The sequence below is a fragment of the Achromobacter xylosoxidans genome, from assembly GCF_014490035.1.
GTDB classification, from domain to species: Bacteria; Pseudomonadota; Gammaproteobacteria; order Burkholderiales; family Burkholderiaceae_B; genus Achromobacter; species Achromobacter bronchisepticus_A.
In genome coordinates this window covers 3,611,678-3,637,310 of record NZ_CP061008.1, presented here as the reverse complement: position 1 = coordinate 3,637,310, position 25,633 = coordinate 3,611,678, and the positions used below count along the sequence as shown (strand labels likewise).

General features: G+C 68.6%; 25 protein-coding genes. 20 read left to right on the top strand and 5 right to left on the bottom strand.

The features are described from left to right. Positions 1 to 71 precede the first annotated feature (71 nt). Positions 72 to 1,859 carry a chloride channel protein gene (locus IAG39_RS16945; RefSeq protein WP_118931967.1) on the top strand — a complete coding sequence of 596 codons (1,788 nt, stop codon included), beginning with the start codon at positions 72 to 74 and terminating at the stop codon, positions 1,857 to 1,859. On the opposite strand, the gene IAG39_RS16940 is transcribed toward IAG39_RS16945, so the two are convergent. After that, complete coding sequence (locus IAG39_RS16940; protein ID WP_118931968.1) at positions 1,845 to 2,738, bottom strand: LysR family transcriptional regulator; 894 nt, start codon at positions 2,736 to 2,738, stop codon at positions 1,845 to 1,847. The genes IAG39_RS16945 and IAG39_RS16940 overlap by 15 nt on opposite strands. 130 nt (positions 2,739 to 2,868) lie before the next feature. Between IAG39_RS16940 and argC the strand changes: the two genes are divergently transcribed. Further along, entirely contained in the window at positions 2,869 to 3,801 is a 933-nt protein-coding gene (gene argC, locus IAG39_RS16935; RefSeq protein WP_059379801.1) for an N-acetyl-gamma-glutamyl-phosphate reductase, read from the top strand. 19 nt (positions 3,802 to 3,820) lie between these two features. On the opposite strand, the gene IAG39_RS16930 is transcribed toward argC, so the two are convergent. Continuing rightward, positions 3,821 to 4,720, bottom strand: coding sequence for a LysR family transcriptional regulator (locus IAG39_RS16930; protein ID WP_240633222.1), 900 nt, complete (start codon positions 4,718 to 4,720; stop codon positions 3,821 to 3,823). A gap of 137 nt (positions 4,721 to 4,857) precedes the next feature. On the opposite strand from IAG39_RS16930, the gene IAG39_RS16925 reads away from it, so the two are divergent. Genes IAG39_RS16925 through IAG39_RS16910 form a run of 4 tightly spaced genes read left to right on the top strand, consistent with a single transcriptional unit; the run spans position 4,858 to position 9,238 of the window. Next, positions 4,858 to 6,423 carry an ATP-dependent acyl-CoA ligase gene (locus IAG39_RS16925; RefSeq protein WP_118931970.1) on the top strand — a complete coding sequence of 522 codons (1,566 nt, stop codon included), beginning with the start codon at positions 4,858 to 4,860 and terminating at the stop codon, positions 6,421 to 6,423. 36 nt (positions 6,424 to 6,459) lie between these two features. Continuing rightward, on the top strand, positions 6,460 to 7,773 hold the full coding sequence (locus IAG39_RS16920; protein ID WP_059379722.1) for an MFS transporter: 1,314 nt from the start codon (positions 6,460 to 6,462) through the stop codon (positions 7,771 to 7,773). Then, the gene (locus IAG39_RS16915; RefSeq protein WP_118931971.1) at positions 7,770 to 8,918 is read left to right on the top strand and encodes a thiolase family protein; all 1,149 of its coding nucleotides are present in this window, start codon (positions 7,770 to 7,772) and stop codon (positions 8,916 to 8,918) included. Before IAG39_RS16920 ends, IAG39_RS16915 begins: the two co-directional genes overlap by 4 nt. After that, a complete protein-coding gene (locus tag IAG39_RS16910) occupies positions 8,915 to 9,238 on the top strand; it encodes a zinc ribbon domain-containing protein (RefSeq protein ID WP_059379724.1) in 324 nt (107 codons plus the stop codon). The genes IAG39_RS16915 and IAG39_RS16910 overlap by 4 nt, the downstream gene beginning before the upstream one ends. 12 nt (positions 9,239 to 9,250) lie before the next feature. On the opposite strand, the gene IAG39_RS16905 is transcribed toward IAG39_RS16910, so the two are convergent. After that, the gene (locus tag IAG39_RS16905) at positions 9,251 to 10,081 is read right to left on the bottom strand and encodes a TlpA disulfide reductase family protein (RefSeq protein WP_118931972.1); all 831 of its coding nucleotides are present in this window, start codon (positions 10,079 to 10,081) and stop codon (positions 9,251 to 9,253) included. 27 nt (positions 10,082 to 10,108) lie between these two features. Further along, the gene (locus IAG39_RS16900; RefSeq protein ID WP_165867793.1) at positions 10,109 to 10,873 is read right to left on the bottom strand and encodes an IclR family transcriptional regulator; all 765 of its coding nucleotides are present in this window, start codon (positions 10,871 to 10,873) and stop codon (positions 10,109 to 10,111) included. Positions 10,874 to 11,092: 219 nt separating this feature from the next. Here IAG39_RS16900 and IAG39_RS16895 point away from each other — a divergent pair, with 219 nt between their 5' ends. The 12 genes from IAG39_RS16895 (at position 11,093) to IAG39_RS16840 (ending at position 23,521) form a co-directional block, all read left to right on the top strand. Beyond that, positions 11,093 to 12,637 carry an acetolactate synthase large subunit gene (locus IAG39_RS16895; RefSeq protein ID WP_118931974.1) on the top strand — a complete coding sequence of 515 codons (1,545 nt, stop codon included), beginning with the start codon at positions 11,093 to 11,095 and terminating at the stop codon, positions 12,635 to 12,637. Between the two features lie 29 nt (positions 12,638 to 12,666). Next, on the top strand, positions 12,667 to 13,461 hold the full coding sequence (locus IAG39_RS16890; protein ID WP_118931975.1) for an SDR family NAD(P)-dependent oxidoreductase: 795 nt from the start codon (positions 12,667 to 12,669) through the stop codon (positions 13,459 to 13,461). A gap of 30 nt (positions 13,462 to 13,491) precedes the next feature. Beyond that, complete coding sequence (locus IAG39_RS16885) at positions 13,492 to 14,535, top strand: WD40/YVTN/BNR-like repeat-containing protein (protein WP_118931976.1); 1,044 nt, start codon at positions 13,492 to 13,494, stop codon at positions 14,533 to 14,535. A 19-nt stretch (positions 14,536 to 14,554) separates the two neighbouring features. After that, positions 14,555 to 15,040: a VOC family protein gene (locus tag IAG39_RS16880; RefSeq protein WP_118931977.1), complete on the top strand. Its 486-nt coding sequence runs from the start codon at positions 14,555 to 14,557 to the stop codon at positions 15,038 to 15,040. Positions 15,041 to 15,089: 49 nt separating this feature from the next. Next, complete coding sequence (locus IAG39_RS16875) at positions 15,090 to 15,692, top strand: amino acid synthesis family protein (protein ID WP_118931978.1); 603 nt, start codon at positions 15,090 to 15,092, stop codon at positions 15,690 to 15,692. A gap of 12 nt (positions 15,693 to 15,704) precedes the next feature. Beyond that, complete coding sequence (locus IAG39_RS16870) at positions 15,705 to 16,547, top strand: alpha/beta fold hydrolase (protein ID WP_118931979.1); 843 nt, start codon at positions 15,705 to 15,707, stop codon at positions 16,545 to 16,547. A gap of 57 nt (positions 16,548 to 16,604) precedes the next feature. Beyond that, on the top strand, positions 16,605 to 18,299 hold the full coding sequence (locus tag IAG39_RS16865) for a bifunctional 3-(3-hydroxy-phenyl)propionate/3-hydroxycinnamic acid hydroxylase (protein ID WP_118931980.1): 1,695 nt from the start codon (positions 16,605 to 16,607) through the stop codon (positions 18,297 to 18,299). Beyond that, a complete protein-coding gene (locus IAG39_RS16860; RefSeq protein WP_118931981.1) occupies positions 18,296 to 19,891 on the top strand; it encodes a sulfatase-like hydrolase/transferase in 1,596 nt (531 codons plus the stop codon). Before IAG39_RS16865 ends, IAG39_RS16860 begins: the two co-directional genes overlap by 4 nt. Positions 19,892 to 20,025: 134 nt before the next feature. Continuing rightward, on the top strand, positions 20,026 to 20,988 hold the full coding sequence (locus IAG39_RS16855; RefSeq protein ID WP_223283322.1) for a Bug family tripartite tricarboxylate transporter substrate binding protein: 963 nt from the start codon (positions 20,026 to 20,028) through the stop codon (positions 20,986 to 20,988). A 167-nt stretch (positions 20,989 to 21,155) separates the two neighbouring features. Further along, positions 21,156 to 21,947 (top strand): amino acid ABC transporter substrate-binding protein, encoded by a 792-nt coding sequence (locus tag IAG39_RS16850; protein WP_118931983.1) that lies wholly within the window; start codon positions 21,156 to 21,158, stop codon positions 21,945 to 21,947. A gap of 145 nt (positions 21,948 to 22,092) precedes the next feature. Beyond that, the gene (locus IAG39_RS16845; protein WP_054454544.1) at positions 22,093 to 22,746 is read left to right on the top strand and encodes an amino acid ABC transporter permease; all 654 of its coding nucleotides are present in this window, start codon (positions 22,093 to 22,095) and stop codon (positions 22,744 to 22,746) included. 22 nt (positions 22,747 to 22,768) lie between these two features. Then, complete coding sequence (locus IAG39_RS16840; RefSeq protein ID WP_118931984.1) at positions 22,769 to 23,521, top strand: amino acid ABC transporter ATP-binding protein; 753 nt, start codon at positions 22,769 to 22,771, stop codon at positions 23,519 to 23,521. 62 nt (positions 23,522 to 23,583) lie between these two features. On the opposite strand, the gene IAG39_RS16835 is transcribed toward IAG39_RS16840, so the two are convergent. Next, positions 23,584 to 23,994 (bottom strand): hypothetical protein, encoded by a 411-nt coding sequence (locus tag IAG39_RS16835; RefSeq protein WP_118931985.1) that lies wholly within the window; start codon positions 23,992 to 23,994, stop codon positions 23,584 to 23,586. 146 nt (positions 23,995 to 24,140) lie between these two features. On the opposite strand from IAG39_RS16835, the gene IAG39_RS16830 reads away from it, so the two are divergent. Next, complete coding sequence (locus IAG39_RS16830) at positions 24,141 to 24,767, top strand: ATP-binding cassette domain-containing protein (RefSeq protein WP_118931986.1); 627 nt, start codon at positions 24,141 to 24,143, stop codon at positions 24,765 to 24,767. Then, positions 24,758 to 25,555 carry an ABC transporter permease gene (locus tag IAG39_RS16825; protein WP_118931987.1) on the top strand — a complete coding sequence of 266 codons (798 nt, stop codon included), beginning with the start codon at positions 24,758 to 24,760 and terminating at the stop codon, positions 25,553 to 25,555. The genes IAG39_RS16830 and IAG39_RS16825 overlap by 10 nt, the downstream gene beginning before the upstream one ends. Positions 25,556 to 25,633 lie beyond the last annotated feature (78 nt).

Sequence of the window (25,633 nt, the reverse complement as noted above, 5' to 3'; positions counted from 1 at the left end):
TCTAATATATGTCGTGATACGATATATATGACATTTCGCAAATCCCTGCGCAATTCTTCCCGTCTTCGAACATGCCTCCCACTTCTTCCTCCGCCCGGGCCGCGCTGCGCCTGGGCGACTTCACCACGGACAAGCGCGTGGTCCTGCTCATGGGGCTGGCCATCCCGGTCGGCCTGGCCAGCGTGGCCGCGGCTGGGGCCTTGCTGCGGCTGATCGCGCTGTGCACCAATCTGGCCTACCACCACCAGTTCTCCTTCAAGGACCAGCCCATCACGACCGGCCACCTGGGCCTGGCTTCCGTCGCCATTCCGGTCGTGGGCTGTCTCATCATCGGCCTGATGGCGCGCTACGGTTCGGAGAAGATCCGCGGCCACGGGATTCCGGAAGCGATGGAAGCCATCCTGATCGGCAAGAGCCGCATCCAGCCCAAGGTGGCGGTGTTGAAGCCGGTGTCGTCCGCCATCTCCATCGGCACGGGCGGCCCGTTCGGCGCCGAAGGCCCGATCATCATGACGGGCGGCGCCATCGGTTCGCTGTTGGCGCAGACCATCCACCTGGACGACGGCGAGCGCAAGACCCTGCTGGTGGCCGGCGCGGCCGCGGGTATGACGGCGATCTTCGCCACGCCCTTGGCGGCGGTGCTGCTGGCGGTCGAGCTGCTGCTGTTCGAATGGAAGCCGCGCAGCTTCCTGCCGGTGGCGATGGCGGCGCTGGTGGCCGCGGCCACGCGCGCATTCGTGCTCGATGGCGGCCCGATATTCGCGTATTCGGGGTCGCTGCCGTTCACGCCCGCGCACCTGCTGGCCTGCGCGGCCGTAGGCGTGCTGGCGGGGCTGGGATCGGGCGTGCTGACGTCCATGGTCTACGCCGCCGAGGACCTGTTCGAGAAACTGCCGCTGCACTGGATGTGGTGGCCGGCCTTCGGCGGCCTGGTGATCGGCCTGGGCGGGCTGATCGAACCGGCGGCGCTGGGCGTGGGCTACGACAACATCCGCCATCTGCTGGCGGGCGATCTGGCGTTCCAGGCCGTGCTCCTGCTTCTGGCGGTCAAGGTCATTATCTGGTCCGTGGCGCTGGGTTCGGGGACCTCGGGCGGCGTGCTGGCGCCGTTGCTGATATTCGGCGGCGCGCTGGGCGCGTTGGCCGCGCCGCTGCTGCCGCAGGCCGATCCGGGCTTCTGGGCGCTGCTGGGCATGGCCGCGATGATGGGCGGCACCATGCGCGCGCCGCTGACCGCGACCCTGTTCGCGGTGGAGCTGACCGGCGACATGGGCGCGCTGCTGCCGGTGCTGGCGGCCTGCGTGTTCGCGTACGGGATGACGGTGCTGCTGCTCAAGCGCTCGATACTGACCGAGAAGATCGCGCGGCGCGGCCATCACATCAGCCGCGAGTACCGCGTGGATCCCTTCGACCTGCTGCGGGTCAGCCAGGTGATGACCACGCCGGTCCAGACGCTGCCGGCCGATTGGACGGTGGCGCAAGCCATCGCGCATTTCACGACGGCGCAGCCGGTGCACACCAGCTATCCGGTGCTGGATGCCGAAGGCGCGGTGGTGGGTGAAGTCACGCGCGCGGACACGCTGGCCTGGGCCATCGACGACGAGCAGACCGGGCGCACGCTGGGGGAAGCGCTGCAAGGCCGCGACCTGGTGTACGGCCATCCCGAGGAACTGGCCAGCCAGATCGCCGACCGCATGGCGCTGACCGGCGCCGGCCGCATACCGATTCTTGACCGGGCCAACGGCCGGCTGGTCGGCATCGTGGGGCGCAAGGACCTGTTCCGCTCGCGCGCGCGCTGGCTGCGCGAGGAAAGCCAGCGCACCGCGTACTTCCGCCGCACGCCCTCAGCGGGCGGGTGAGGCGCGCAGCTCCCACAACACGTCCAGCACGTGCCGGGTGGCTTGTTCCACCTGCCCGGCGCGGTGCGCGATGCCCAGCGGGCGCCAAAGGGCCGGCCGCAGCGCGCGCATCTGGATGCGCGGATCCGGCTGCGGCGCGGTGGCCTCGTGCGGCAACAGGGTTGCGCCGTAGCCCGCGGCCACCAGGCTCTTGATGGCGTCGTTGTAGTTCAGCTGGATGCGGGCGCGCGGGTTCAGCCCGGCGGCGGCGAACCATTCGCCCGTCAGGCGCGACAGCCGCGTGCTGGCGTCGTTCAGGATGAGCGGCCGTTCGGCCAGCCAGGCCGGCGTCAGGCGCGCGGGCGCTTTCCAGTCCGCGGGCAGGAAAGCCATGACCGGGTCGCGCCGCCAGGGGCGCAGCACCAGGCCTTCCAGCGGCGGCTGGGGCAGGGCCACCAGGCCCACGTCCAGCGAGCCGTCGGCCAGGCGCAGCAGGGTTTCCTGCGAAGTCAGCACGGCCACCTGCACGTCGATGCCGGGATGGTTGCGCCCCAGCGTTTCCAAAGCCTGCGGCAGCAGATGGGCAATGGCGCCGGTGGAGGCGCCCAGTCGCACGCGGCCGGACAAGCCCTGCACCTGCCGCTGCACGTCGTCCAGCGCCTGGTCGGCATCGGCCAGCAGGCGGCGCGCGCGTTCCAGCAGGGTTTCGCCGATGGCGGTGGCGCGGACCTGGCCGCGCTTGCGCGTGAGCAGCGGCGCGCCGATGCGCGCCTCCAGGTCGGCCACGTGCAGGCTGACGGTGGGCGGGGCCAGATGCAGCGCGCGCGCCGCATCGGCGAACGAGCCCAGGTCGGCGATGGCAACCAGGGTGCGCAGGCGGTCCAGGCTGATTTCACGCATGGCGGTTTCGTTCAGGAAAGCTGAATTGGATAGTCATGATATTCGACTTTTGTTATCTAGTAGTCCGGCCGATGATGGAGTCCTGCGCCTGGAACCTTCCGGCGCCCCTTTGATCCAGGACGCAAGCGCCATGACCCAACCTCTAGTTTTCATCGACGGCGACCAGGGCACCACCGGCCTGCAGATCCACGAACGCCTGCACGGGCGCACGGATCTGCGGTTGCTGACGCTGCCCGAGGCGGAACGCAAGGACCCGCAACGCCGCGCGCAGGCGATCAACGGCTGCGACATCGCCATCCTCTGCCTGCCGGACGAACCGGCGCGGCAGGCCGCCGCGTCCATCGTCAATCCCGCGGTACGGGTGATAGACGCCAGTTCCGCCCACCGCACGACGCCGGGCTGGGTCTATGGCTTTCCGGAAATGAACGCGGAACAGTCCGGGCTGATCGCCCAGGCGCGGCGCGTCAGCAACCCCGGCTGCTATCCCACGGGCGCTGTCGCCTTGCTGGGTCCGCTGCTGCGGGCGGGGCTGGTGCCGGCCGACTACCCGGTAGTGGTGCACGCGGTGTCCGGCTATTCGGGCGGCGGGCGCGCGGCGGTGGACGCCTACGAAGCCGCGGACGGCGCGCCGGGACCGGCGTTCCAGCTCTACGGCCTGGGCCTGGCGCACAAGCACACGCCCGAGATCGAGCGGCATGCCGGCCTGACGCAGCGGCCGGTGTTCGTGCCAGCCTATGGCGCCTATCGCCAGGGCATCGTCCTGACCGTGCCGCTGCAGTTGCGCCTGCTGCCGGCGGGCGTGGACATGGAGCGCCTGCACGCCTGCCTGCAGCAGCATTACAAGGGCGCGCGCCACGTGCAGGTCGTGGCGCCGCAGGACGCGGCCGCCCATACGCACCTGGATCCGCAGGCGCTCAACGGCACCAACGACCTGCGCCTGGCCGTCTACGGCAATGCGCAGCACGGCCAGGTACTGTTGACGGCGGTGTTCGACAACCTGGGCAAGGGCGCGTCGGGCGCGGCGGTGCAGAACCTGGACCTGATGCTGGCCGCGATGCGATAGGCGCCGCGCCTGGGCGGGCTCAGGCCGGGTCCGCCAGCGTTTCCACCACCAGGCGGCGCAACCAGACGGTGCCCGGGTCGCTTTCGAAGCGGGCGTGCCAATGCACGGTCACGGACAGGGGCGGCAGCGCGATCGGCAGCGGGCGTATCTGGAACGCGTCGTCGTGGTTGAACCAGATCGCGGCCCGCAGCGGCAAGGTCATGGTGAGATCGGTGCGCCGCACGATCTCGGCCGCCGCCGAGAAATGCGGCAAGGTCAGATACGGCCTGCGTGGCAGGCCGGCCTCGCTCAGCACATCGTCCAGCAAACGGTGGGCGCTGGCGCGCGAGGCCACCAGGATGTGGTCCAGGCGCTTGTACTGGCTGCGCGTCAGGCCCGCCGACAACACCGGATGGCCGCGCCTGCCCATGCAGGTGTAGCGTTCGCTGAACAATTCCGCGTGGCAGGTTTCGCTGCCCAACCCGGCCAGGTTGCCGATGGCGAGATCGACCTCGCCTTCTTTAAGAGCCTGCGGCAGCCGTTCCAGCGGGATCTCCAATACTTCCACCTGCAGGCGCGGCGCCAGGGCGTGCACGCGTTCCATCAGCGACGGCAGGAACACCATTTCACCGATATCGGACATGGACAGGCGAAAGCGCCGGGTGCTGCTGGCGGGCTCGAAGCGTTGCCGCAGGCTGACCGCCTCCGCAAAGCTGTTCATGCCGCGCTCGATGGGGTCGGCCAGGGCAAACGCGACCGGCGTGGGCTGCATGCCGGACGCCGTGCGCGCGAACAGGGGATCGTCGAACTTTTCGCGCAGGCGCGCCAGCGCGTAGCTCACGGCGGGCTGCGTCAGGTTCAGGCGCTGCGCCGCGCGCGTGACGCTGCGCTCCTGCAGCACGGTCAGGAAAACCCGCATGAGGTTGAGATCAAAATCCACACATGCCTCTCATATCAGCTTGATTTATAAGATAAATAATATCCATAAATTTGACATATAAATAGTTGATTCCTAGACTAATTTCATAAGGCTGGGGCAACGCTTGCCGAGGGCCGCAACAAAGGGGAAGCACCGCCATGCATGCGTTGACACTGGCGTCGTTGTTGCTGGAGCAGGGCGCCCGATGGGGCGAGCGCACATGGGTACAGGCGCCGGGCGGCGCGCTGCGTTACGGCGATGCTCCCGGGCATGCGGCGGCCTGGGCCGCGCGCCTGGCCCAAGCCGGGATCGCCCGGGGCGACCGGGTCGGGCTGATGGCCGGCAACCGGCATGAGTTCCTGTCCATCGTGCTGGGCTGCGGCTGGCTGGGGGCGGTGGTGGTGCCTATCAACACCGCGTCGCGCGGCATGCAGCTGCAGCACATCCTGGCCAACAGCGGTTGCCGCTTGCTGGTGGCCGACGCCGCGTCCTGTCCGGCGCTGGCCGCACTGGACATGCAGCCCCTGGCCTTGAACCGCATCTGGCTGCTGGACGGCAATGCCGACGCGCTGCCGGTGCACGCGTGTCCGCCTCCTCCCGCGCCGGACACGCCGCTCCCGCCGGCGGCCGACCTTGGGCCGGGAGATACGCTGGCCATCCTGTACACCTCGGGCACGTCAGGCCTGTCCAAGGGCGTTTGCTGTCCTCATGCGCAGTTCTATTGGTGGGGCAGCATCGCCGCGCGCAACCTGGAAATCGTCGAGAGCGACGTGCTCTACACGAGCCTGCCGCTCTTTCACACCAATGCCCTGAACGCCTGCTTCCAGGCCCTGGTCACGGGCGCGACCATCGTCTGCGACGAGCGTTTCTCGGCCAGCCGCTATTTCGACCGGCTCGAGGCCGCGGGCGCCACGGTGACCTATCTGCTGGGCGCCATGGTGCCCATGCTGTTGGCGCAGCCGCCTGCCGCAGCCGAACGGCGCCAGCGCGCGCGGATCGCGCTGGCGCCCGGGGTGCCCGAACGCTTCCATGCGGCGTTCGCCGAACGTACCGGCATTGCGCTGCTGGAGGGCTACGGCTCCACCGAAACCAATTTCGCGCTGGGCGGCACGCTGGCCGAGCAACGCCCCGGCACGATGGGACGGGCCGCGCCTGAGTTCGACGCGATGGCGGCCGACGAGCACGACGCGGCGGTGCCCGACGGCACGCCGGGCGAATTGCTGCTGCGCGCACATGTGCCATACGCCATCGCCACAGGCTATTTCGGCATGGATGACAAGACGGTGGAAGCCTGGCGCAACCTCTGGTTCCACACGGGCGACCGGGTGGTGCGCGATGCGGACGGCTATTTCCGCTTCCTGGACCGCACGAAGGATGCCATCCGCCGGCGCGGCGAGAACATTTCCTCGTACGAGGTGGAGCAGGTGCTGCTGGCGCATCCGGCGGTGGCTGCCGCGGCGGTCTATGCGGTGCGTTCCGATCTGGCGGAAGACGAGGTCATGGCGGCGCTGGTCTACAAGACCGGGCAGGCCATCGCGCCCGAGGCGCTGCTGGACTTCTGCCAGCCTCGCATGCCGTATTTCGCCGTGCCGCGCTATCTGCGCGTGCTGGAGGATTTGCCGCGCACCGAGAACGGCAAGATCCGCAAGTTCCGCTTGCGGGATGAGGGCATTACCGGCGACGCCTGGGACCGCGACGCCGTCGGTTATCGCGTGGCGCGCTGAGCGTCATCAATCCATTCAAACAGACTAGGGGCGGCAATGACGATGGCATACAAGGGGGCGGCCGCGGCCGCTGGCGACGATGCGCGCAGAAAGCGCACGCGGCGCGTGGTGATGGCGTCCGTCGCGGGCAACGCGATGGAATGGTATGACTTCTTCATCTACGGCACGGCGGCGGCGCTGGTGTTTGGCGAACTGTTCTTTCCCAAGGGCACCGACCCGCTGCTGGGCACCATGGGGGCGTTTGCCGGCTTTGCGGTCGGCTTCCTGGCGCGGCCGCTGGGCGGCGTGATCTTCGGTCATATCGGCGACCGCTACGGCCGCAAGCTGGCGCTGGAATGGACCCTGGGCCTGATGGGCGCCGCGACCTTCCTGATCGGGCTGTTGCCCACCTATGACCAGGTCGGCTTCTGGGCGCCGGTGGCCATGGTGGTGCTGCGCATCCTGCAAGGCGCGGCCGCGGGCGGGGAATGGGGCGGCGGCGTGCTGCTGATCAGCGAGGCGGTCGGAGGCAAGCGCCGCGGCTACTTCTCTTCCTTCAGCCAGTTGGGCGTGGCGGGCGGCTTCGTATTGTCGTCGGGCGTCTTCATGCTGGCGCAGCAGCTGCCGCAGGAAGCCTTCATGAGCTGGGGCTGGCGCCTGCCGTTCCTCTTGAGCGTGCTGATCTTCGGCGTGGGCTTGTACATCCGCAAGCACATCCCGGAAAGCGATGAGTTCGTGCAAGCCGCCAAGACCGCCAAGCGCGGCATGCCGGCAGTCGAAGTGTTCCGCCGTTACCCGCGCCAGGTGTTTACCGCGATGGGCCTGCGCGTGGCCGAGAACGGCGGGTCGTACATCTTCCTGGCGTTCGCGCTGGCCTATGGCAAGTTCCTGGGCATTCCCAACGACGTCATGCTGGGCGGCGTGCTGGTGTCGATGTTCATCGAGCTGGGCACGCTGGTCTGGTTCGGCCATCTGTCCGACCGCATCGGGCGGCGCACGGTGTACCTGATCGGTTCGGCCGGACTGGTGCTGGTGGCATTTCCGTTTTTCTGGCTGGTGCAGACCAAGGAGCCGGTATGGATATTCCTGGCCTTTTTCCTGGGCAACACGGTCTGCCACGCCGCGATGATCGGCACCCAGCCGGCGTATTTCGCCGAACTGTTTCCCGCGGAGGTCCGCTACACCGGACTGGCGCTGGGGCATGAACTGGCTTCTGTTTTCGCCGGCGGTCTGTCGCCGCTGATCGCCATGGCGCTGCTGCGCAAGTATGAATCGGCGACCCCGGTGGCGTGGTTCCTGGTGGGCATGGCCGCGGTCACGGTGTTGACCTTGCTGCTGACGCGCGAACCGCCGCGACAGGAATCGGCATGAGCGCGGCGCGCGGCCCGGGCATCGTTGGCGTGGGCGAAACGCCTTCGTTGCGCCATCCCGGCCCGGGGACCAGCACGGCCGGCCTGATGGCCGAGGCGATCGCGCAGGCGCTGCGCGGCGCAGGGTTGGAGCCCGGCGATGTGGACGGACTGGGCGTGGCTTCATTCACGTTGCGCCCCGACCGCGCGATCGATCTGGCGTGGCGTCTGGGACTGCGGCTGAACTGGTGCATGCAGGACGAGATGGGCGGCGCCAGCGCCATCAATCTTTTGCGCCAGGCCTGGCTGGCGTTGCAAGCAGGGCAGGCCGAGACCATCGTGCTGGTCGCGGGAGACCATTTCACGGGCGCCGATTTCGCGGGGCTGGTGCGGGGCTACAACCGCAGCGCGCAGGACTATCTCAGCCCCCTGGGCTGCGAGGGGCCGAACCCCTTGTTCGCCATGCTCACGCAGCGGCAGATGGCGCATACCGGCCTTGCCCGGGAAGACTATGGCGCGCTGTGTGTCGCGCAGCGGCAATGGGCGGCCGGCAATCCCAACGCGGCGTATCGCGAGCCCATGAGCCTGGCGCAGTACCTGGCCGCGCCCATGGTCGCGCCGCCGCTGGGACGCCTGGATTGCGTGCCGGTGGTCAGCGGCGCTTGCGCGTTGGTACTGAGCGCGCGTCCGACGGGAATCAGCGTGCGGCTGCTGGCCAGCGATGCCCGCTATAACGGCGACCAGCAGGAAGGGGACGGGCTGCAGACCGGCATCGCGGCGTTTGCGTCGGCGCTCTGGCAGCGCGCGGGCCTGGGGCCGCAAGACATGGATGTGCTCAGCGTGTATGACGACTATCCCGCCATGGCGCTGGCGCAACTGTGCGATCTGGGCGTCGCCAGCGTGGATGACTTGCCTGGCTTCATCGCGCGCCGCCTGGCCTCGCGTGACTTGCCCGTCAACACCGCGGGCGGCCAACTGTCCGCCGGGCAGGCGGGCACCGCCGGCGGCATGCATGGCCTGGTCGAAGTGGCGCGCCAATTGCTGGGGCAGGCAGGGGAACGGCAGGTGCGCGGCGCGCGCCACGGCGTGGCTACCGGCTACGGCATGGTGCAGCTGCGCTATGGCATGTGCGCCAACGCCGCGGTGCTGGCGCGGGAGGAAGCATGAGCGTCAACGTCAGCCTATGCAGCAGCTGCGGCCATCTGGTCTATCCCGTGCGGCTGTGGTGCCCGGCTTGCGGCCACGGACAGGCGCGCGCGGCGGCGGTGGAGCAGGCGGAGTTGCTGGCCTGGACCGAGTTGCCGTCGCGGGACGGTGCGCCCGCCGCAGTCATTGCCACGGTCCGGGCGCTGCCCGCGGGACCGGTCCTGGTCGTCCGGTTGGAAGAACCGCCCACCCATGCAGGCCAGCTCCTGTCGCTATTCGAACGCGATACGGACGGGCGGCCCTTGCCTTGGGCCCGCCTTGCGGCCGAGCCGCGGTCCTGAAGCGCTCTCGGGTCAATCGCCGCTGGCCGGCGCCTGGATCGCCTCCAGGCGCTGGGCCAGCGAGGCCGCCGACAGCTCGCCGACGCGCAGGTCGACCAGCCGTCCCCGGGCATCCAGGAACAGCGTGGCGGGCAGGCCGCGGTTGCTCATCTGGCGCGAGGCCGCGCCTGCGGGGTCGAGCAGCACGTTGCGCAGCGACGGCGCGTGTTGCGCCAGGAACGCCGTGACGTCCGGCGGCGCTTCGGCCTGGTTCAGGAAGACAAAATTCACATTGGGATGCGCCGCTTGCGCCGCGGCGAAGGCGGGCATTTCGCGGCGGCAGGGCGGGCACCAGCTCGCCCACAGATTGATGACGGTGGGCTTGCCCTGGTAGGCCGCCAGCGCCGCGGGTGCGCCGTCCAGCTGGCGCAAGGCCAGCGCGGCCAGTTCGGGCTGAGCCTGCGGCGCGGGCGCCAGCCAGCGGCCGCCGCCTATCCAGATCGCGCTGGCCAACGCCAGCGCGCCCAGCAGCGCGGGCCGCGGCGCCCGGCGGCGCAAGGCCGCGTACAGCGCGTAGAGCCATGCCGCTCCCAGCCCGGCCATTCCGGCCCAGCCGCCATCGCGCAGGTCCAGGATCCGGAGCGGATTCTCGATGAAGTGCGCCTGGTACTGCCAAACGAAGCCCAGCCGGGCGACCACCAGGCCGATGATCAACGCCCGCCAGAGCACCGCGCCCGTATCGGGCCGGGGCTGTTGCTTGCGGGTGAATATCCTGGCGGCCAGCAGCCCGACGGCGGCGGCAACGATGAGGACCAGCAGGTCCGAGGGAAAGACGAGGGGACCGATACGGATGGCGGGTGTCATGCGTGAACCTGGGACTGGGGGCGTGGATCAGGCCGCTTGCGGCAGCTTGGTCGGCGCCTGCGCGATGCGCCGGGTGATCTCGGTGGCGGCGCGGCAGATCAGGCCGGCCAGGTAGTCCTCGCGGAAGGCCGCGAAGGCATCCTGCATGCCGATGAGCGTGATGCTGCCCAGCACATGGTTCTCTTCATCGAAGATCGGCGCGGCGATCCCGGTCTTGCCGGAATCCAGTTCGCCTGACGAGATGCAATAGCCGGCCTTGCGCACTTGCAGCATGGCTCGGGAGAAAGACTTCCAGTCCTGGCCCAGCCGCTGCATGTCGGACGCATCGGCGTGCTCGTCGTAGACGCGGCGCAGCTGGCGCGGCCCCAGATTGGCCAGGATCACGCGGGCGGTCGCGCTGCGCAGCAGCGGCATGTGCCGGCCACGGCCGAAGTTGAGGGCCTGGGTATTGCGGCCCGCCTGCTGGTGCACGTTGATCACCTTGTCGTCGTAGCGCGCGCTGAGCAGCACGTCCAGCCCGGTCTGGCCGGACAGTTCCTCGATCAGGTCGCGGCTGACCGTCAGCATGGGGTCGTACTCCCGCATCTGCAGGTCCAGGGCAATGATGCGCGGGCCCAGCGCGTAGCCGGCGGGCAGGCGCACCAGCAAGCCGCAGGCGCACAGCTCGCGCACGTAGCGGTAGGCGGTGGCGGGCGCGTAGCCCTGCAACTGGCAGATGGCGTCTACGTCCAGGACCGGCCGGTCGGGCTGAAAGAGGTCCAGGACATCGAGCATGCGGCGAAGACTGTTCATGTGTGTGAGGCGTGGGAAGGCAGACGTGCTGCGAGGGTGCACCAAGGGGCGCGTATTGGCAAATCGCCCCACCGCGCGCGGCGCGCACGCGTGTGTATAGGACTTTCCTGCAGATCTATCAAATAGATAATTCTAATAAATTATCAGACATCAATTCGCCAAAAAAAATTGCACATTTATCAAATTACGATAAAGTAGCAAAAAAAGGAGGCGGTAATCATGACCGGAGCTAGTGCCTTGCTGGAGGCTCTGCGCAAGCAGGGCGTGGAAGTCTGTTTCGCCAATCCCGGCACCACCGAGCTGGACCTGGTGCGTGCGATGGAGGAGGTGCGCGGCATGCGCTGCGTCGTTGGCCTGCAGGAAAACGTCTGCACTGGCGCGGCCGACGGCTACGGCCGGCTGAGCAGCAAGCCGGCCGCGACCCTGTTGCATCTGGGGCCGGGCTTCGCCAATGGCATCGCCAATCTGCACAACGCGCGCCGCGCCCGCACTCCCATCGTCAACATCATCGGCGACCACGCCAGTTGGCACCTGGAATGCGACGCGCCCCTGACCTCGGACATCGAATCGCTGGCGCGTCCCGTGTCCGGCTGGGTGCAACGGATCGCGTCCGCGCAGGACGCGGCGGGCGCCGCGCGCGCCGCCGTGCAGGCCAGCCTGGCCGATGGCGGGCAGGGCGCGACGCTGATCTTTCCCGCTGACTTCCAGGCTGAAAGCGTGGCGGCGGATTCCCCGGAGGCGGCTGTCCAGCCCGCTGCCGAACCTGAGACCTTCGACGCCGCCGCCGCATGGCAGCGCCTGAGCCGCGCGCAAAAGCCGCTGTTCCTGCTGGGTGGGGGCGGCCCGGCCAGCGGCCTGGGACGCCGCGCGCAGATTGCGGCCGCGCGCCTGTGCGCCGCCCTGGGTGGCAAGGCATACGCCGAGACCTTTCCCGGCAGATCGGAGCGCGGCCGAGGCTTGCCGGACTTCGACCGCCTGCCGTATTTCCCGGAACCCGCTCGCGCCGCGCTCGACGCCGCCGACCTGGTGGTGCTGGTGGGGGCGCTGCCGCCCGTGACGTACTTCGGCTATGCCGGCCATCCCAGCCGTCTGGTGCCGGCGGAACGCCTGCTGGAGCTGGCGGCGCCTGGCCAGGACGCCGCCTCGCGCCTGGAGGCGCTGGCCGAATTGGCGGGCGCGCCGGCTTTCGAACCCGTCGCCGCACCGTTGCGCGAACCGGCGCCGGGCGCCCTGACGCCGCAATCCATCGCGGCCGTGGTGGCGCGGGCCTTGCCCAACGACGCCATCGTCTCGGTCGAGGGCGGCACCTGCGGTTATCCGCTGTATGCCGCGTCCGCCGGCGCCGCGCCGCACACCGTGCTGACCAATACCGGCGGCGCCATCGGCCAGGGCTTGCCGGTCGCCATGGGCGCCGCCATCGCCTGTCCGGAACGCCGCGTGGTGGCCGTGCTGTCCGACGGCAGCACCCAATACACGATCCAGGCGCTGTGGTCGCTGGCGCATGAAAACCTGCCGGTCACGGTGCTGATCGCCGCCAACCACCAGTACGCCATCCTGCGCAACGAGCTGCGCCGCGGCAACGCCGTGCTGGGCGAGCGCGCCGCCGAACTGACTGCGCTGGACCGCCCGCGCATCGACTGGGTGGGGTTGGCGTCCAGCTATGGGGTGCAGGCCAGCCGCGCCGCGACGTCGGAAGAACTGGCCGCGCAGCTGGAATCCGCGCTGCGCCAGCCAGGACCGGTCCTGATCGAGATGGCGCTGTAGGCGCCGCTATATATAAGGAGCATCAAAACATGGACTTGCAACTCAAGGGGAAGGTCGCGGTGGTCACGGGCGGCAGCCTGGGCATCGGGCGGGCGGTGACCGAAGCGCTGGCGGCCGAGGGCGTGCGCGTGGCCATCGTGGCGCGCCGCCAGGCGCAGCTGGACGAGGTGGCGGCCGATATCACCCGCGCCACGGGCGTGGAAGTGCTGGGCGTGGCGGCCGACGTGTCGGACACGGCCCAGGTCAACGCCATGATGCAGCGCGTGGCCGAACACTTCGGCCGCATCGACATCCTGGTCAACGGCGCGGCCCATCCCGGCGGGCTGGTGCGCAGCGAGATCGACGAGGCCGATCCCGAGGGCCTGCTGGAAGACATCAACATCAAGGTGGTGGGCTACATGCGCTGCGCCAAGGCGGCCGCGCCGCACATGCGCCAGGGCGGCTTTGGCCGCATCGTCAACATCGGCGGGCTGACCGGGCGTGGCAGCAAGCAGCTCTCGGGCATGCGCAACGTGGCGATCTGCCACCTGACCAAGACCTTGTCGGACCAGCTGGGTCCGCATGGCATCACGGTCAACGTGATCCATCCGGGCGTGGTCGAGACGCCCCACATCCATGAACTGTATGAAAAGGAAGCCGCCAAGCAGGGGCTGACGGCCGCCCAGGTCGAGGCCAACTATGCCAAGGCCACGCCGATACGCCGGGTGCTGCAGCCGGCCGAGATCGCCGACGCGGTGCTGTTCCTGGCGTCGCCGCGGGCCGGCGCCATCACCGGCGAATCGCTGGGGGTGGACGGCGGCATCACGCGCGGCATCTTTCTTTGAACCGCTGAACCTCATTCGGGGAGTCTGGATATGCAAGGCACGATACTGGTCGGCACGGCCGGCCAAGGAATACTGCGCAGCGTGGACGACGGCGCCACCTGGCACCGCCTGGGGCTGAAGGAAGCCATCGAGTTCGACGGCACGGTGCGCAGCCTGGCCGTGGACCCGGCCGATCCGCGCCGAGTGTTCGCTGGCGCCGACGCCGGCATGTGCGTCAGCACCGACGGCGGCGCGCATTTCACCCGGGTGGACAGCCCCATGAACGGCATGACTGTCTGGGCCATGGCGATCGACCCGACAGACCCGCGACGCATGTATGCGGGCACCGGCGCGCCTTCGCGCGCAGCGATGTTCCGTTCGGAGGATGGCGGCGCCAGCTGGCAACGCCTGTCGCCTGAACTGCCGGAATTCTGCCGCGGCGTGAACCGCCCGCGCATCCTGTCGGTCTGCGTGGACCCGGACGACGGCCGCGAGGTCTGGTTCGGGGTCGAGGAAGGCGGGCTGTGGCGCAGCCGCGATGGCGGCGACACCTGGTCGCGCGAGGACGAGGAGGGCAACGCCGATGCCATCGCCAACCCCGACATCCATTGCGTAGCTGTCCTGCCGGCCACCGCCGCCGCGCCCAAGACCGCCATGGCGCTGACCGTGAACTCCGTCTACCTCAGCGAGGACGACGGCCGGCGCTGGGACGGCGTGGCATCCAAGTCGCGCTTTGACGGCATGTACTACACCCGCACGGTGCAGGCGTTGCCGAACGATCCCGACACGCTGTTGCTGGCCATCGGCGACGGCACGCCCGGCACGCGCAGCAGGATCTACCGTTCGTCCGACCGCGGCCGCAACTGGCAGCCGGCGCTGCTGCACACGCCGCCCAATTCCACCTTCTGGGCCTTCGGCGTGCACGCCGCCGACCCGCGGCTGGCTTTCGCCGGCACCAAGTACGGCCATCTGTTCCGTTCCACCGACGGCGGCCGCAGCTGGTTCAAGGAATGGCGCGACTTCAGCGAAATCACCGCCGTGGCCTGGACGCCGTATGCCGCGCCCGTGACCGCGCATCCCCAGTCCATCAACTGACAACCCGCCCGAGACCGCCATGTCCACCAACACCACGCTAGCGCCGGCAGACCGCCGGCCGCGCATCGCGCGCACCCACCTGGCCCTGTTCGTACGCGACCCGTTCGCGTCGGCGCCCTGGTACGAATCCGTGCTCGGCATGCAGGAGACCGCGCGGGGCGAGCAATGGGTGTTCCTGTCCTTCGGGCGCAAGCACCACGACATCGCCCTGATCCGCGCGGCCGAGGGCGAGCCCGCCCGCGGCCCCGTCAACATGCAGCACTACGGCCTGGAGATCGAGGGCGACGTGGACGAACTGCGCCGCCTCTACGGCATGTTGCTGGCCAAGGGCGTGGACGTGGTGAAGATCACCGACCACAAGGTCGGCTACGGCCTGTACTTCACCGACCCGGACGGCCACCGCTTCGAGTTCTTCTGCGAAACCGTGCACGGCGACGAAGAGGGCAAGCAGGTTCTGCACGACCACAACGCACCCAGCGTCCCCATGGCGCTGGACCCGCTTTGACCGCCCGCGCGGCGCATCCCTTACTGATTCCACATTTCCTGGAGCATCCATGAGCAACCGCAATTTCGGTCCCTACCGCATCCGCAAGTGGTATTTGCAGATCGACGACACCCTGGCTACCGAAACCGGCGAACCCGCCGACGGCGAGCCGCTGCGCAAGATCGTCATCGCGGCCGCGCTGCACAACCCCTACGCGGGGCGCTTCGAGCGCGACCTGTCGGGCTACGTCGAACCCTCGGGCATGCTGGGCGAGGAATTCGGCCGGCGCATCATCGCCGCGGCTGGCGGCCAACCGCTGGAAAGCTACGGCAAGGCCTGCGTGGTGGGCACCGACGGCGAGTACGAGCACGGCAACGCGCTCCTGACCACCATCTTCGCCGAGCCCGTGCGAGCAGCGCTTGGCGGCGGCAAGGCCTGGGTGCCTTCCACCGGCAAGCGCGGCGGCCCCGGCACCGTCATCGACATTCCGCTGGCGCACAAGGACGCGCTCTATGTCCGTTCCCACTACGACAGCGTGACGGCACTGTTCGGCGACGCGCCCAACCGCGACGAAGTGCTGATCGCCTTCGCCTTCGCCACCCGCGGCCGCCTGCATGCGCGCCTGGGCGGCATCCCGGCCAGCGAAATCCAGGGCAAAGACGGACTCTGCTGAAAGGAAGCGCACATGCAACGCCGCGACACCGAAATCGCCGTCAACGGCATGACCCTGCACCTGACCGAGTGGGGCCCCCAGGCAGGGCGTCCGCTCTTCATGCTGCACGGCATCCGGGGCTACGCCGAGACCTTCGCCGGCATCGCGCAGGCCTTGCAGCCGGACTTCCGTGTCCTGGCCTATGACCAGCGCGGCCGCGGCGCCAGCAGCTGGGATCCGGGGCGCAACTACTACACCGACGCCTACGTCGACGACCTGGCGAGCGTGGCCGACGCGCTGGGCCTGGACCGCTTCGATCTGCTAGGACATTCGATGGGCGGCATCGCCGCCATCGTCTTTGCCGCCCGCCATCCGCAGCGCGTGCGGCGCCTGATCGTCGAGGATGCGGGACCCGCCGCCTTCGAAGGCAGCGCGGGCGCGGCGCGCATCCAGCGCGAACTGCGCGAAACGCCCGAATCCTTTCCCGACATCACCGCGGCGCGCGAGTACCTGCGCGCGCTGCGGCCCAGCGTGACCGAAGCCGCCCGCGAGGAACGGCTGCGCCACATGCTGAAGGAGGACGGGGCGGGCGGCTGGACCTGGCGCCACGACCATGCGGGCATCGCCGCGACCCGGCTTGATCCCGATCCGGCGCGCGTGGTGGACCTGTGGCCGCAGGTCCAGGCGCTGAGCTGTCCGACCCTGGTCGTGCGCGGCGGGCGCTCGGACTACCTGCAGGCCCAGACCGCCCGCGACATGGCGGCGCGCAACCCGAACGTGGAATGGGTCGAGATCGAAGGCGCCGGCCATTACATCCACGACGACCGGCCGGCCGCCTTCGAGCAGGCCGTCGGCGGGTTCCTGCGGCGCGCCTGAGGCGAGCCCAAGGCGCAACCCGCCAGGCACAAGACAAGAATCCAAGGGAGAGCCGAGATGGCGCATATCGTAGAAGTGCCGGTGCTGGTGGTGGGCGCCGGGCCGGTCGGCGTGACGCTGGCCAATCTGCTGGGCAGCTATGGCGTGGAAACGCTGGTGCTGGAACGCAACCAGGACGTGCTGGACTATCCGCGCGCGGTGGGCCTGGATGACGAGGCCATGCGCACGTTCCAGAGCGCGGGCCTGGCCGATGAGATGCTGCGCGACATGATCCAGAACGTGCCCATGCGCATGTACACGCGGACCAAGCGTTGCTTCGCCGAGATCCTGCCGGCCACGCGTGAGTTCGGCTGGTATCGCCGCAACCTGTTTTCGCAGCCGCTGGGCGAGCGCACCCTGCGCGCCGGGCTGCGGCGCTTTCCCCATGTGGCGCTGGAACTCGGCACCGAGCTGCTGTCGCTGACGCAGGACGAGCGCGGCGTCTCGGTGCGGGTGCGCGATGCCAAGGGCGCCGAGCGCGAGATCCGCACGCAATACCTGCTGGCCGCCGACGGCGGGCGCAGCACGGTGCGCGAGCGCATCCTGCAATTGCCCTTCGACGGCAACACGCATCCGCGCAAATGGGTAGTCATCGAATGCGACCAGGACCCCCTGGACGCGCCCTACACGGCGCTGCATTGCGAGCCGCGCCGCCCCTATGTCTGCCTGCGCCTGCCTTACGGCCTGCGGCGTTGGGAGTTCATGCTGTTTCCCGGTGAGGACGGCGAGCAGATGCTGCAGCCCGAAAAGGTGCAGGAACTGCTGCGCCACCACGTCGCCGATCCGACCAGGCTCAACGTCATTCGCGCACGGGTCTATACGCACAATTCGCGGGTGGCGCGCAGCTTCGTCTCGGGCCGGGTCTGCCTGGCGGGCGACGCCGCGCACCTGACTCCGCCCTGGATCGGCCAGGGCCTGAACGCCGGCCTGCGCGACGCCTTCAACCTGGCCTGGAAGGTGGCCTGGATCGTGCAGGGCCGCCTGGACCCGGCCGCCTTGCAGAGCTACCACGACGAACGCCACAGCCATGCCCGCGCCATGATTTCGCTGGCCGACATGTTCGGCGCCATGCTGTCGCAGACCAATCCGGTGCTGGCGGCGCTGCGCGACACGTTCTTCCTGTCGATCCGGAACATTCCGAAAATCCGCGACTATGTGCTGCAGATGAAGTTCAAGCCCATGCCGCGCTACAGCAGCGGCGTGGTAGGCGACAGCGCCGACAGGACGCAACGCGAGTGCATCGGCCGCATGTTCATCCAGCCGCTGGTGGAAGGCGAGGACGGCGCCACGCTGCGCCTGGATGAAGCGCTGGGCGCGGGCTTCGCCCTGATAGGCTGGCGCCGCGATCCGCGCGCCGGGCTGCCGCCGGCCCTGCGCGCGCAGCTCGACAAGCTGGGCTGCCGCTACGTGGCGGCGCAGCGCGCGCGTAGCGGCTGCGATCCCGACGAGCTGCAGGCCGGGGCCTTGCCCGTGCTGCAGGACACGGAAAACGCGCTGCACTTCTGGTTCCAGCGCACCCGCGCCGACTGGGTGCTGGTGCGTCCGGACCGTTACGTCGCGGCGCTGGGCCGGCGCGAGGACGCGGCCGATGCCCTGGGCCGCTACGCCGCCCGCTTCGTGCCGGGCGCCGCCCAGGCCACAAGCCAGCCCGCGGCGCAGGCAAGCAGTCCGGCACATGCGCCCGGGGCCATGCTGAACGGAGCGCAGCCATGAACGCGCCTGTCCAATCCGGGAACGGCCCGGTCCGCAACGTGCTGTTCATCATGTGCGACCAGCTGCGCGCGGACCACCTGTCCTGTTATGGCGGAGCCGGCGCCTTGCGCACGCCCCACATCGACCGGCTGGCGCGCATGGGAGTGCAGTACGACCGGGCCTACGTGACGTCCGCGGTCTGCGGCCCGTCGCGCGCGTCCTACTACACCGGCCGCTATCCACTGTCGCACCGCGTCACCTGGAACCGCGTGCCGCATCCGGTGGACGAATGGTGCCTGGGTGAATACCTGGCCCAGGCCGGCCTGCCGCTGCACCTGCTGGGCAAGACGCACTTCGTGCCCGATCGCGCCGGATTGCGGGGCAAAGGCTATTCGGCCGAGGACGAACAACGTTTCCTGCAAGGCGGCTTCGTGCCCATCGAGCGCTACGACGGCCATTTCGAATTGGCCAAGGACAGCCCTTACCGCCGCTACCTGCGCGAACGCGGCTACGACAGCGAACGGCCCTGGGAAGACTACGTGGTGGGCAGCCAGGCCGCCGACGGCAGCATCGCCAGCGGCTGGCTGATGCGCAACGCGCCGCTGCCTGCCCGCGTGGACGCGGCGGACTCCGAGACGGCCTATCTCACGGACCGCGCGCTGGATTTCATGCAGGGGCAGGGCGACCAGCCCTGGGCGCTGCATCTTTCCTACATCAAGCCGCACTGGCCGTACAAGGCGCCGGCGCCTTACCACGCCATGTACGGCGCGCAAGACTGCGCGCCGCCGGTACGCTCGCAGGCGGAACGCGAGCGTCCGCATCCGGTGCATGGCGCCTACCAGCGGCTGGAAGAGTCGGAGTCCTTCGCCCGCGACGAGGTCTGGCGCAGCATACGGCCGGTCTACATGGGGCTGGTCAAGCAGATCGACGACCAGGTCGGCCGGCTGCTGGACTACCTGGAGAGCAGCGGCAGGCTGAAGGACACGCTGATCCTCTTCACCTCCGACCACGGCGACCACCTGGGCGACCACTGGCTGGGCGAAAAGGAGTACTTCTACGAGAGCGCGATGCGCGTGCCTTGCCTGGTCCATGACCCGGCGCCCGCCGCCGACGCGACCCGCGGCACGCGCAGCGAAGCCTTCGTCGAATGCATAGACATCGTCCCCACGGTGCTGGACGCGCTGGCGCTGCCGGGGCAAGAGCACCGCATCGAGGGCCGCTCGCTGCTGCCGGGCATCCGCGGCGTGTCGGAGTCCGCGCCGCCCGCGCGCGAGTACGTGGTGGGCAGCCTGGACTACGCCTACCGCGAGGCGCGCCTGTTCCTGGGACGTGGTGAGCGCGAGTGCACCGGTCTCATGGTCCGCGACGAGCGCTACAAATACTTGCATTGGCAGGGCTATCCCGCGCAACTGTTCGACCTGCGCGACGACCCTGGCGAACTGCATGACCTGGGCGCCGATCCGGGCATGGCGCCGGTGGCGGCACGGATGCGTTCCGCACTGCTGGACTGGCACGAAGGCCTCAAGCGCCGCGCCACCGAAACCGACGAGGAAGTACGCGAGCGCACGCATGCGCACGAACGGATGATGGGCATTCTGATCGGCCGCTGGTGAAGCGGACCGGTCCTGATCTGGATTTCCAGCCGCCCGGGTTCGTCCTGGCTTGGAGCGGCAACTCAGTCGCCGGACGCTTCCGGGAAACGACATATACAAGGGGAAGTACCATGGGATCGCCGTACCGTTGTTGTTTGCAACCCGTCTTGTGGGCCGCGCTGGCGCTATTGCCAGCTACCCAGGCCGCGGCCCAATCCTGGCCGTCGGACACCGTGAAGATCGTGGTGCCGTATCCGCCCGGCACCGAACCCGACGTGCTGGCGCGCGACCTGGGCAACCGCCTCTTCAAGGAGAGCGGCAAGACCGTGGTGGTGGAGAACCGCCCCGGCGCCAACGCCATCATCGGCAGCGACTACGTCGCCAAGGCGGCGGGCGACGGCAATACCCTGTTGATGGTGGACCGGCTGGCGCTGGAGACCAATCCCTTTCTATATGCCAAGGTGCCGTACCGTTGGCAGGAAGATTTCAAGCCCGTCACCGACCTGGGCCAGGTCCAGCTGTACGTGGCGGTCAGCAATGCCTTTCCGGCCAAGACCTACAAGGAATTCATCGACTACGCCCGGGCCAATCCGCAGCGCATCAACGTCGGCACCGGCGGCCAGGGCCATGTGAACCATCTGGGCATGGCCATGCTGGCCAGCGCCGAGGGCGTGCAGTTCACCTATGTGCCGTTCAAGGGCGTGGCGCCGGCCATGACAGCGACCATGGCGGGCGACGTGGACAGCGTCATGGCGGGCGGCCTGGCGGTGTCGGAACAGTACAAGGCCGGCAAGATCCGCGTGCTGGTCGCCGGCGCCTCGCAGCGGGCCGCCATGATGCCCGACGTGCCGACGCTGCAGGAGGCGGGCGGCAAGGCCGGCAGCATTCCGTCCACGGTCTTTACCCTGTTCGCCCCGGGCAAGACGCCGGATGCGCTGGTGGCGCGGATCAACCAGGCGGTGACGGCGGTCACGGCGGATCCAGCGTTTCGCCAGACCTACGAAGCGCGCGGCCTGCTGGTGCGCGGCTCCACGCCCCAGGCCACGCTGGCTGCCATGAAGGAAGAGGCCGGCCGCTATGAAACCCTGATCAAGTCGGCCGGGATCAAGCCGGATTAAAGAGCTGGGCGTCCGGGCGCCGCGCGGGCGGCGTCCGGGGCGGGTTGGGGGGCAATGTCGCCCCAGGGGACGGATCTCGCTCCCGCAAGAGGATAAAATACCGGCTCGCGGCTTTTTGACTGGCCATTCCGGCATTCTTCATTCTTGCGCCCGGCGCATCCATAACGATGAAAAAACTGACAGCTGTACTCCTCGCTTCCGCCACCGCGCTGCTCACGGCTTGCGGCCCCAGCGACAATGCGCCCGCCGCCGGCGCGCAGGCGCCTGCCGCCGCCAAGAAGGTCGTGGTCGGCCTGGATGACAACTTCCCGCCCATGGGTTTCCGCGATTCGAACAACCAGATCGTCGGTTTCGACATCGACATGGCCAAGGAAGCCAGCAAGCGCCTGGGCCTGGAAGTGGAGTTCAAGCCCATCGACTGGAGCGCCAAGGAAGCCGAACTCAACGGCAAGCGCGTCGACGTGCTGTGGAACGGCCTGACCATCACCGAAGAGCGCAAGAAGAACATCAGCTTCACCGCGCCTTACATGGCCAACCACCAGATCATCATCGTCGGCAACGCCTCGCCCGTGAAGGCCAAGGCTGACCTGGCCGGCAAGGTCGTGGGCGCCCAGGACGGCAGCAGCGCCACCGACGCCATCGCCAAGGACCCGGTCGCGGCCCAGATCAAGGAAGTGAAGAAGTTCGGCGACAACGTCACCGCGCTGATGGACCTGGCCGCCGGCCGCCTGGACGCCATCGTGGTGGACGAAGTGGTGGGCCGCTACCTGATCAGCAAGCGCGCCGGCGAATACCGCGTGCTGGACGAGAACTTCGGCACCGAAGACTACGGCGTCGGCGTGCGCAAGGACGACACCGAGCTGCTGGGCAAGCTGGACAAGACCCTGGATTCGATGAAGCAGGACGGCACCGCCGGCCGCATCGCCACCCAGTGGTTCGGCGCCAACATCATCAAGTAAGGGGCGGGCGGCGTCCGCGGCCATCCGGCGCGGGCGTCCCGGCCTGTGTTTCGCAGCCCGCCGCGGCGCCAAGGCGCCAGGCGGGCTTACTCATGAATCGATCCAGCCCCGGCGTCCACCGACGCTGACGGCGCGAACCCACTGCATGGACTACGTTCTCTCCCTATTGGGGCCATTGGCGCAAGGCGCGAAAGTCACCCTGACGCTGTTTTTCATCACGCTGGCGCTGGCCGTCCCGCTGGGCCTGGTGCTGGCGCTGGTGCGGATCTCCAAATGGCGCCTGGCCAGCAGCCTGGTCAACGGCTATATCTGGCTCATGCGCGGCACGCCGCTGATGCTGCAGATGCTGTTCATCTACTTCGCGCTGCCGTTCGTGCCGGTGATCGGGATCCGCCTGCCGGACTTTCCGGCCGCCGTGGTAGCCTTCGCGCTGAACTACGCGGCCTATTTCGCCGAGATCTTCCGCGCCGGCATCCAGTCGGTGGACCGCGGCCAGTACGAGGGCAGCAAGGTCCTGGGCATGACCTATCTGCAGACCCTGCGCCGCATCGTGCTGCCGCAGATGGTGCAGCGGGTGCTGCCGCCCATGAGCAACGAGACCATCACCCTGGTCAAGGACACCTCGCTCATCTACGTGCTGGCGCTCAACGACATCCTGCGCACGGCGCGCGGCATCGTGCAGCGCGATTTCACGACCACGCCGTTCCTGGTCGCCGCCGCCTTCTATCTCATCATGACGCTGATCCTGACGTGGTTCTTCCAGCACATGGAAAAGCGCTATGCCAAATATGACCAGTAATTCTCCGTCCGCGCGTCCCGTCATGATCGAGGCCCGCGAAATCATCAAGTCGTTCGGCCCCAACCGCGTGCTGGACCGGGTATCGCTCAGCCTGGGCCAGGGCGAAGTGGTCGCGGTGATCGGCCCGTCCGGCTCCGGCAAGAGCACCTTCCTGCGCTGCCTGAACCACCTGGAAACCATCGACGAGGGCAGCATCGAGGTCGAAGGCGAGGCCATGGCCCGCGCCGTGCCGGGCGGACGCAGCCAGTACGCCAGCGACGCCGACGTGCGCCGCATCTGCCGCAAGATGGGCATGGTGTTCCAGTCGTTCAACCTGTTCCCGCACATGACCGTGCTGCAGAATATCATCGAGGCGCCCATCACCGTCAAGGGCATGACCCGCGCCCAGATCGTGCCCAAGGCGGAAGAGCTGCTGCGCAAGGTGGGCCTGCTGAACAAGCGCGACAACTACCCGACGCGCCTGTCCGGCGGCCAGAAGCAGCGTGTGGCGATCGCCCGCGCGCTGGCCATGGAGCCGGACATCATGCTGTTCGACGAACCCACCTCGGCGCTGGACCCGGAACTGACCGGCGAAGTGCTGCGCACCATGAAGCAGCTGGCCGACGAGCGCATGACCATGCTGGTCGTCACCCATGAAATGGGCTTTGCGCGCGAAGTCGCGCACCGGGTCATCTTCATGGACGAAGGCCGCATCATCGAGGAAGCGCCTTCGGCGGACTTTTTCCGCGCTCCGCAAGAGGCGCGCAGCCGCGAGTTCCTGGCGCACATGCTCTGAGGCGCCGGCGTTGCAGCCAAAAGCCCGCCTTGGCGGGCTTTTTCATTTCCAGGCGGTTTTCGTCACTGCCGGGCGATGCCCAAGGCCGATTGGACCGTCTGCGCAATGAGGGCAAAGGGCAGCATCTGGGCGCTGCGCGGGAGCTTGACGGAACTGAAGCCGTCGGCGAGCCAGCCCTCAATGGTCTGTTCCGGACGCGCTTGCGTAGCGGCCGCCGCCACCGCCTTGGGCACGGAGATGGCAAGCAGCAAGGACTCCTTCTTCGCGTAGTACCTGGCGCTGGAAGAAAAGCCTTGTGGTCCGTAGTCGGTGATGCTGCCGCCGATCCACAATTCGACGTCGAGGGTCCGCAGGCCGGCGACGGACAGGTCGGCCAGGGCGGACTTCAGCTTCGGCCGAAGCTGGACGATGCCGGCAAGCCAGGCGACGCCGGCCTCGGGGCCGCCGATTCTGCCACTCAAGGAAACTTCCATCGATACTCCTGAAAAGGCGCGCCGGTGTACGGGCTGCGTCGCGCTATCGTCGCACGCCAGCGGGCCATGATGGGCGCTTGAGATTAACGCATCACCGAGGCGGTTCCGGGTGCGGACCGGGGCGCCACGGGCTAAGATCTGTATCCATGCCGAACACCACCACCGACGCGCACCCGCTGCTCAGGCTGCGCGGTATCTATAGCGAACGCCTTGCGCCCGTCGGCCTGGACCTGGCCGCAGGCGAATGCGCCGCCATCATGGGGCCGTCAGGTTCCGGCAAATCCCTTCTGCTGCGCCAGATCGCCGACCTCGACCCCGGGCATGGCGAAGCGCTGCTTGAGGGCCGCCCGCGCTCGGGCATGCGGGGTCATGAATGGCGCCGCAAGGTCATGTACTGCCAGGCGGAAGCAGGCTGGTGGGACGATCTGGTGCTGCGGCATTTCACGGACCGCGCCCAGGCCTTGGCCATCATGCAACGCCTGGGGCTGTCGCCTGACAAGCTGGATGCGCTGGTGCATGAACTGTCCACGGGCGAACGCCAGCGCCTGGGCCTGGTGCGCGCATTGGCGCTGGCGCCCCGCGTGCTGCTGCTGGACGAGCCGACCGCCGCGCTGGATCAGGCCGCCACGGACCAGGTGGAAGCGGAGCTGCGGCGCTACCTGGACGGCGGGGCAGCGATCTTGATGGTGACGCACAGCCCGGCGCAGGCGCAGCGTCTGGCGCGCCGTTCCTGGCGCATGGAGCAGGGCAGGCTGGAACCGCTATGGACGTGATCAAACTGCAGGCCTCCGACCTGGCCATTGCCTCGCTGCTGGTGCTGCTCAGCGCGGGCATCTCCTTTGCCTTGCGCCTGAACCTGCAGCGCCAGGTGCTGTGGGCCGCGGTGCGCACCGTCGTGCAGCTGCTGCTGGTCGGCCACATCCTGCGCATCGTGTTCGCGCACGCCGCGCCCTGGCTGACGGCGCTGGTGGTGGCGGTGATGATGGCGCTGGCGGCGCGGGAGGTGGCGGCGCGGCCCAGGGGCAGGCTGACCGGCCGCGGCAACGGCTGGGTCGGCGCGATGGCGGTGGCGGGAACCACGGTTATCACGGTGCTGTTCATCCTGAACACGGCGCTGCGTCCGGACCCCTGGTACGACCCGCGCTACACCATCGCGCTGATCGGCATCGTGCTGGGCAGCGTGCTCAACGCGGCCAGCCTGGCGCTGGACGGGGTCTTGTCCGGCGCGCGGCGCGAGAAACTGGCGATCGAGGCGCGGTTGGCCCTGGGCGCGACGGTGCACGAGGCGTTTTCGTCCTTGCTGCGCGAATCCGTGCGGCGCGGCATCGTGCCCAGTATCAATCAGATGTCGGCCGCCGGCATCATCACCCTGCCGGGCATCATGACCGGGCAGATCATCGCCGGCATGGATCCGATCGAGGCCGCAAAGTACCAGATACTGCTGATGTTCCTGCTATGCGGCGCCAGCGGCATGGCGGCGATTGCGGCGGCCTATGGCGCCATGCGCCGCCTGACGGACGAGCGCGAGCGGCTCAGGCTGGACCGGCTGCATCCGACGTAGGCGGCAGGCAAATTTTTTGGAAATTTCATGAAAGCTTGACGCGCGCCTGGCGATACTGCGCGCAATCTTGCATTTTCC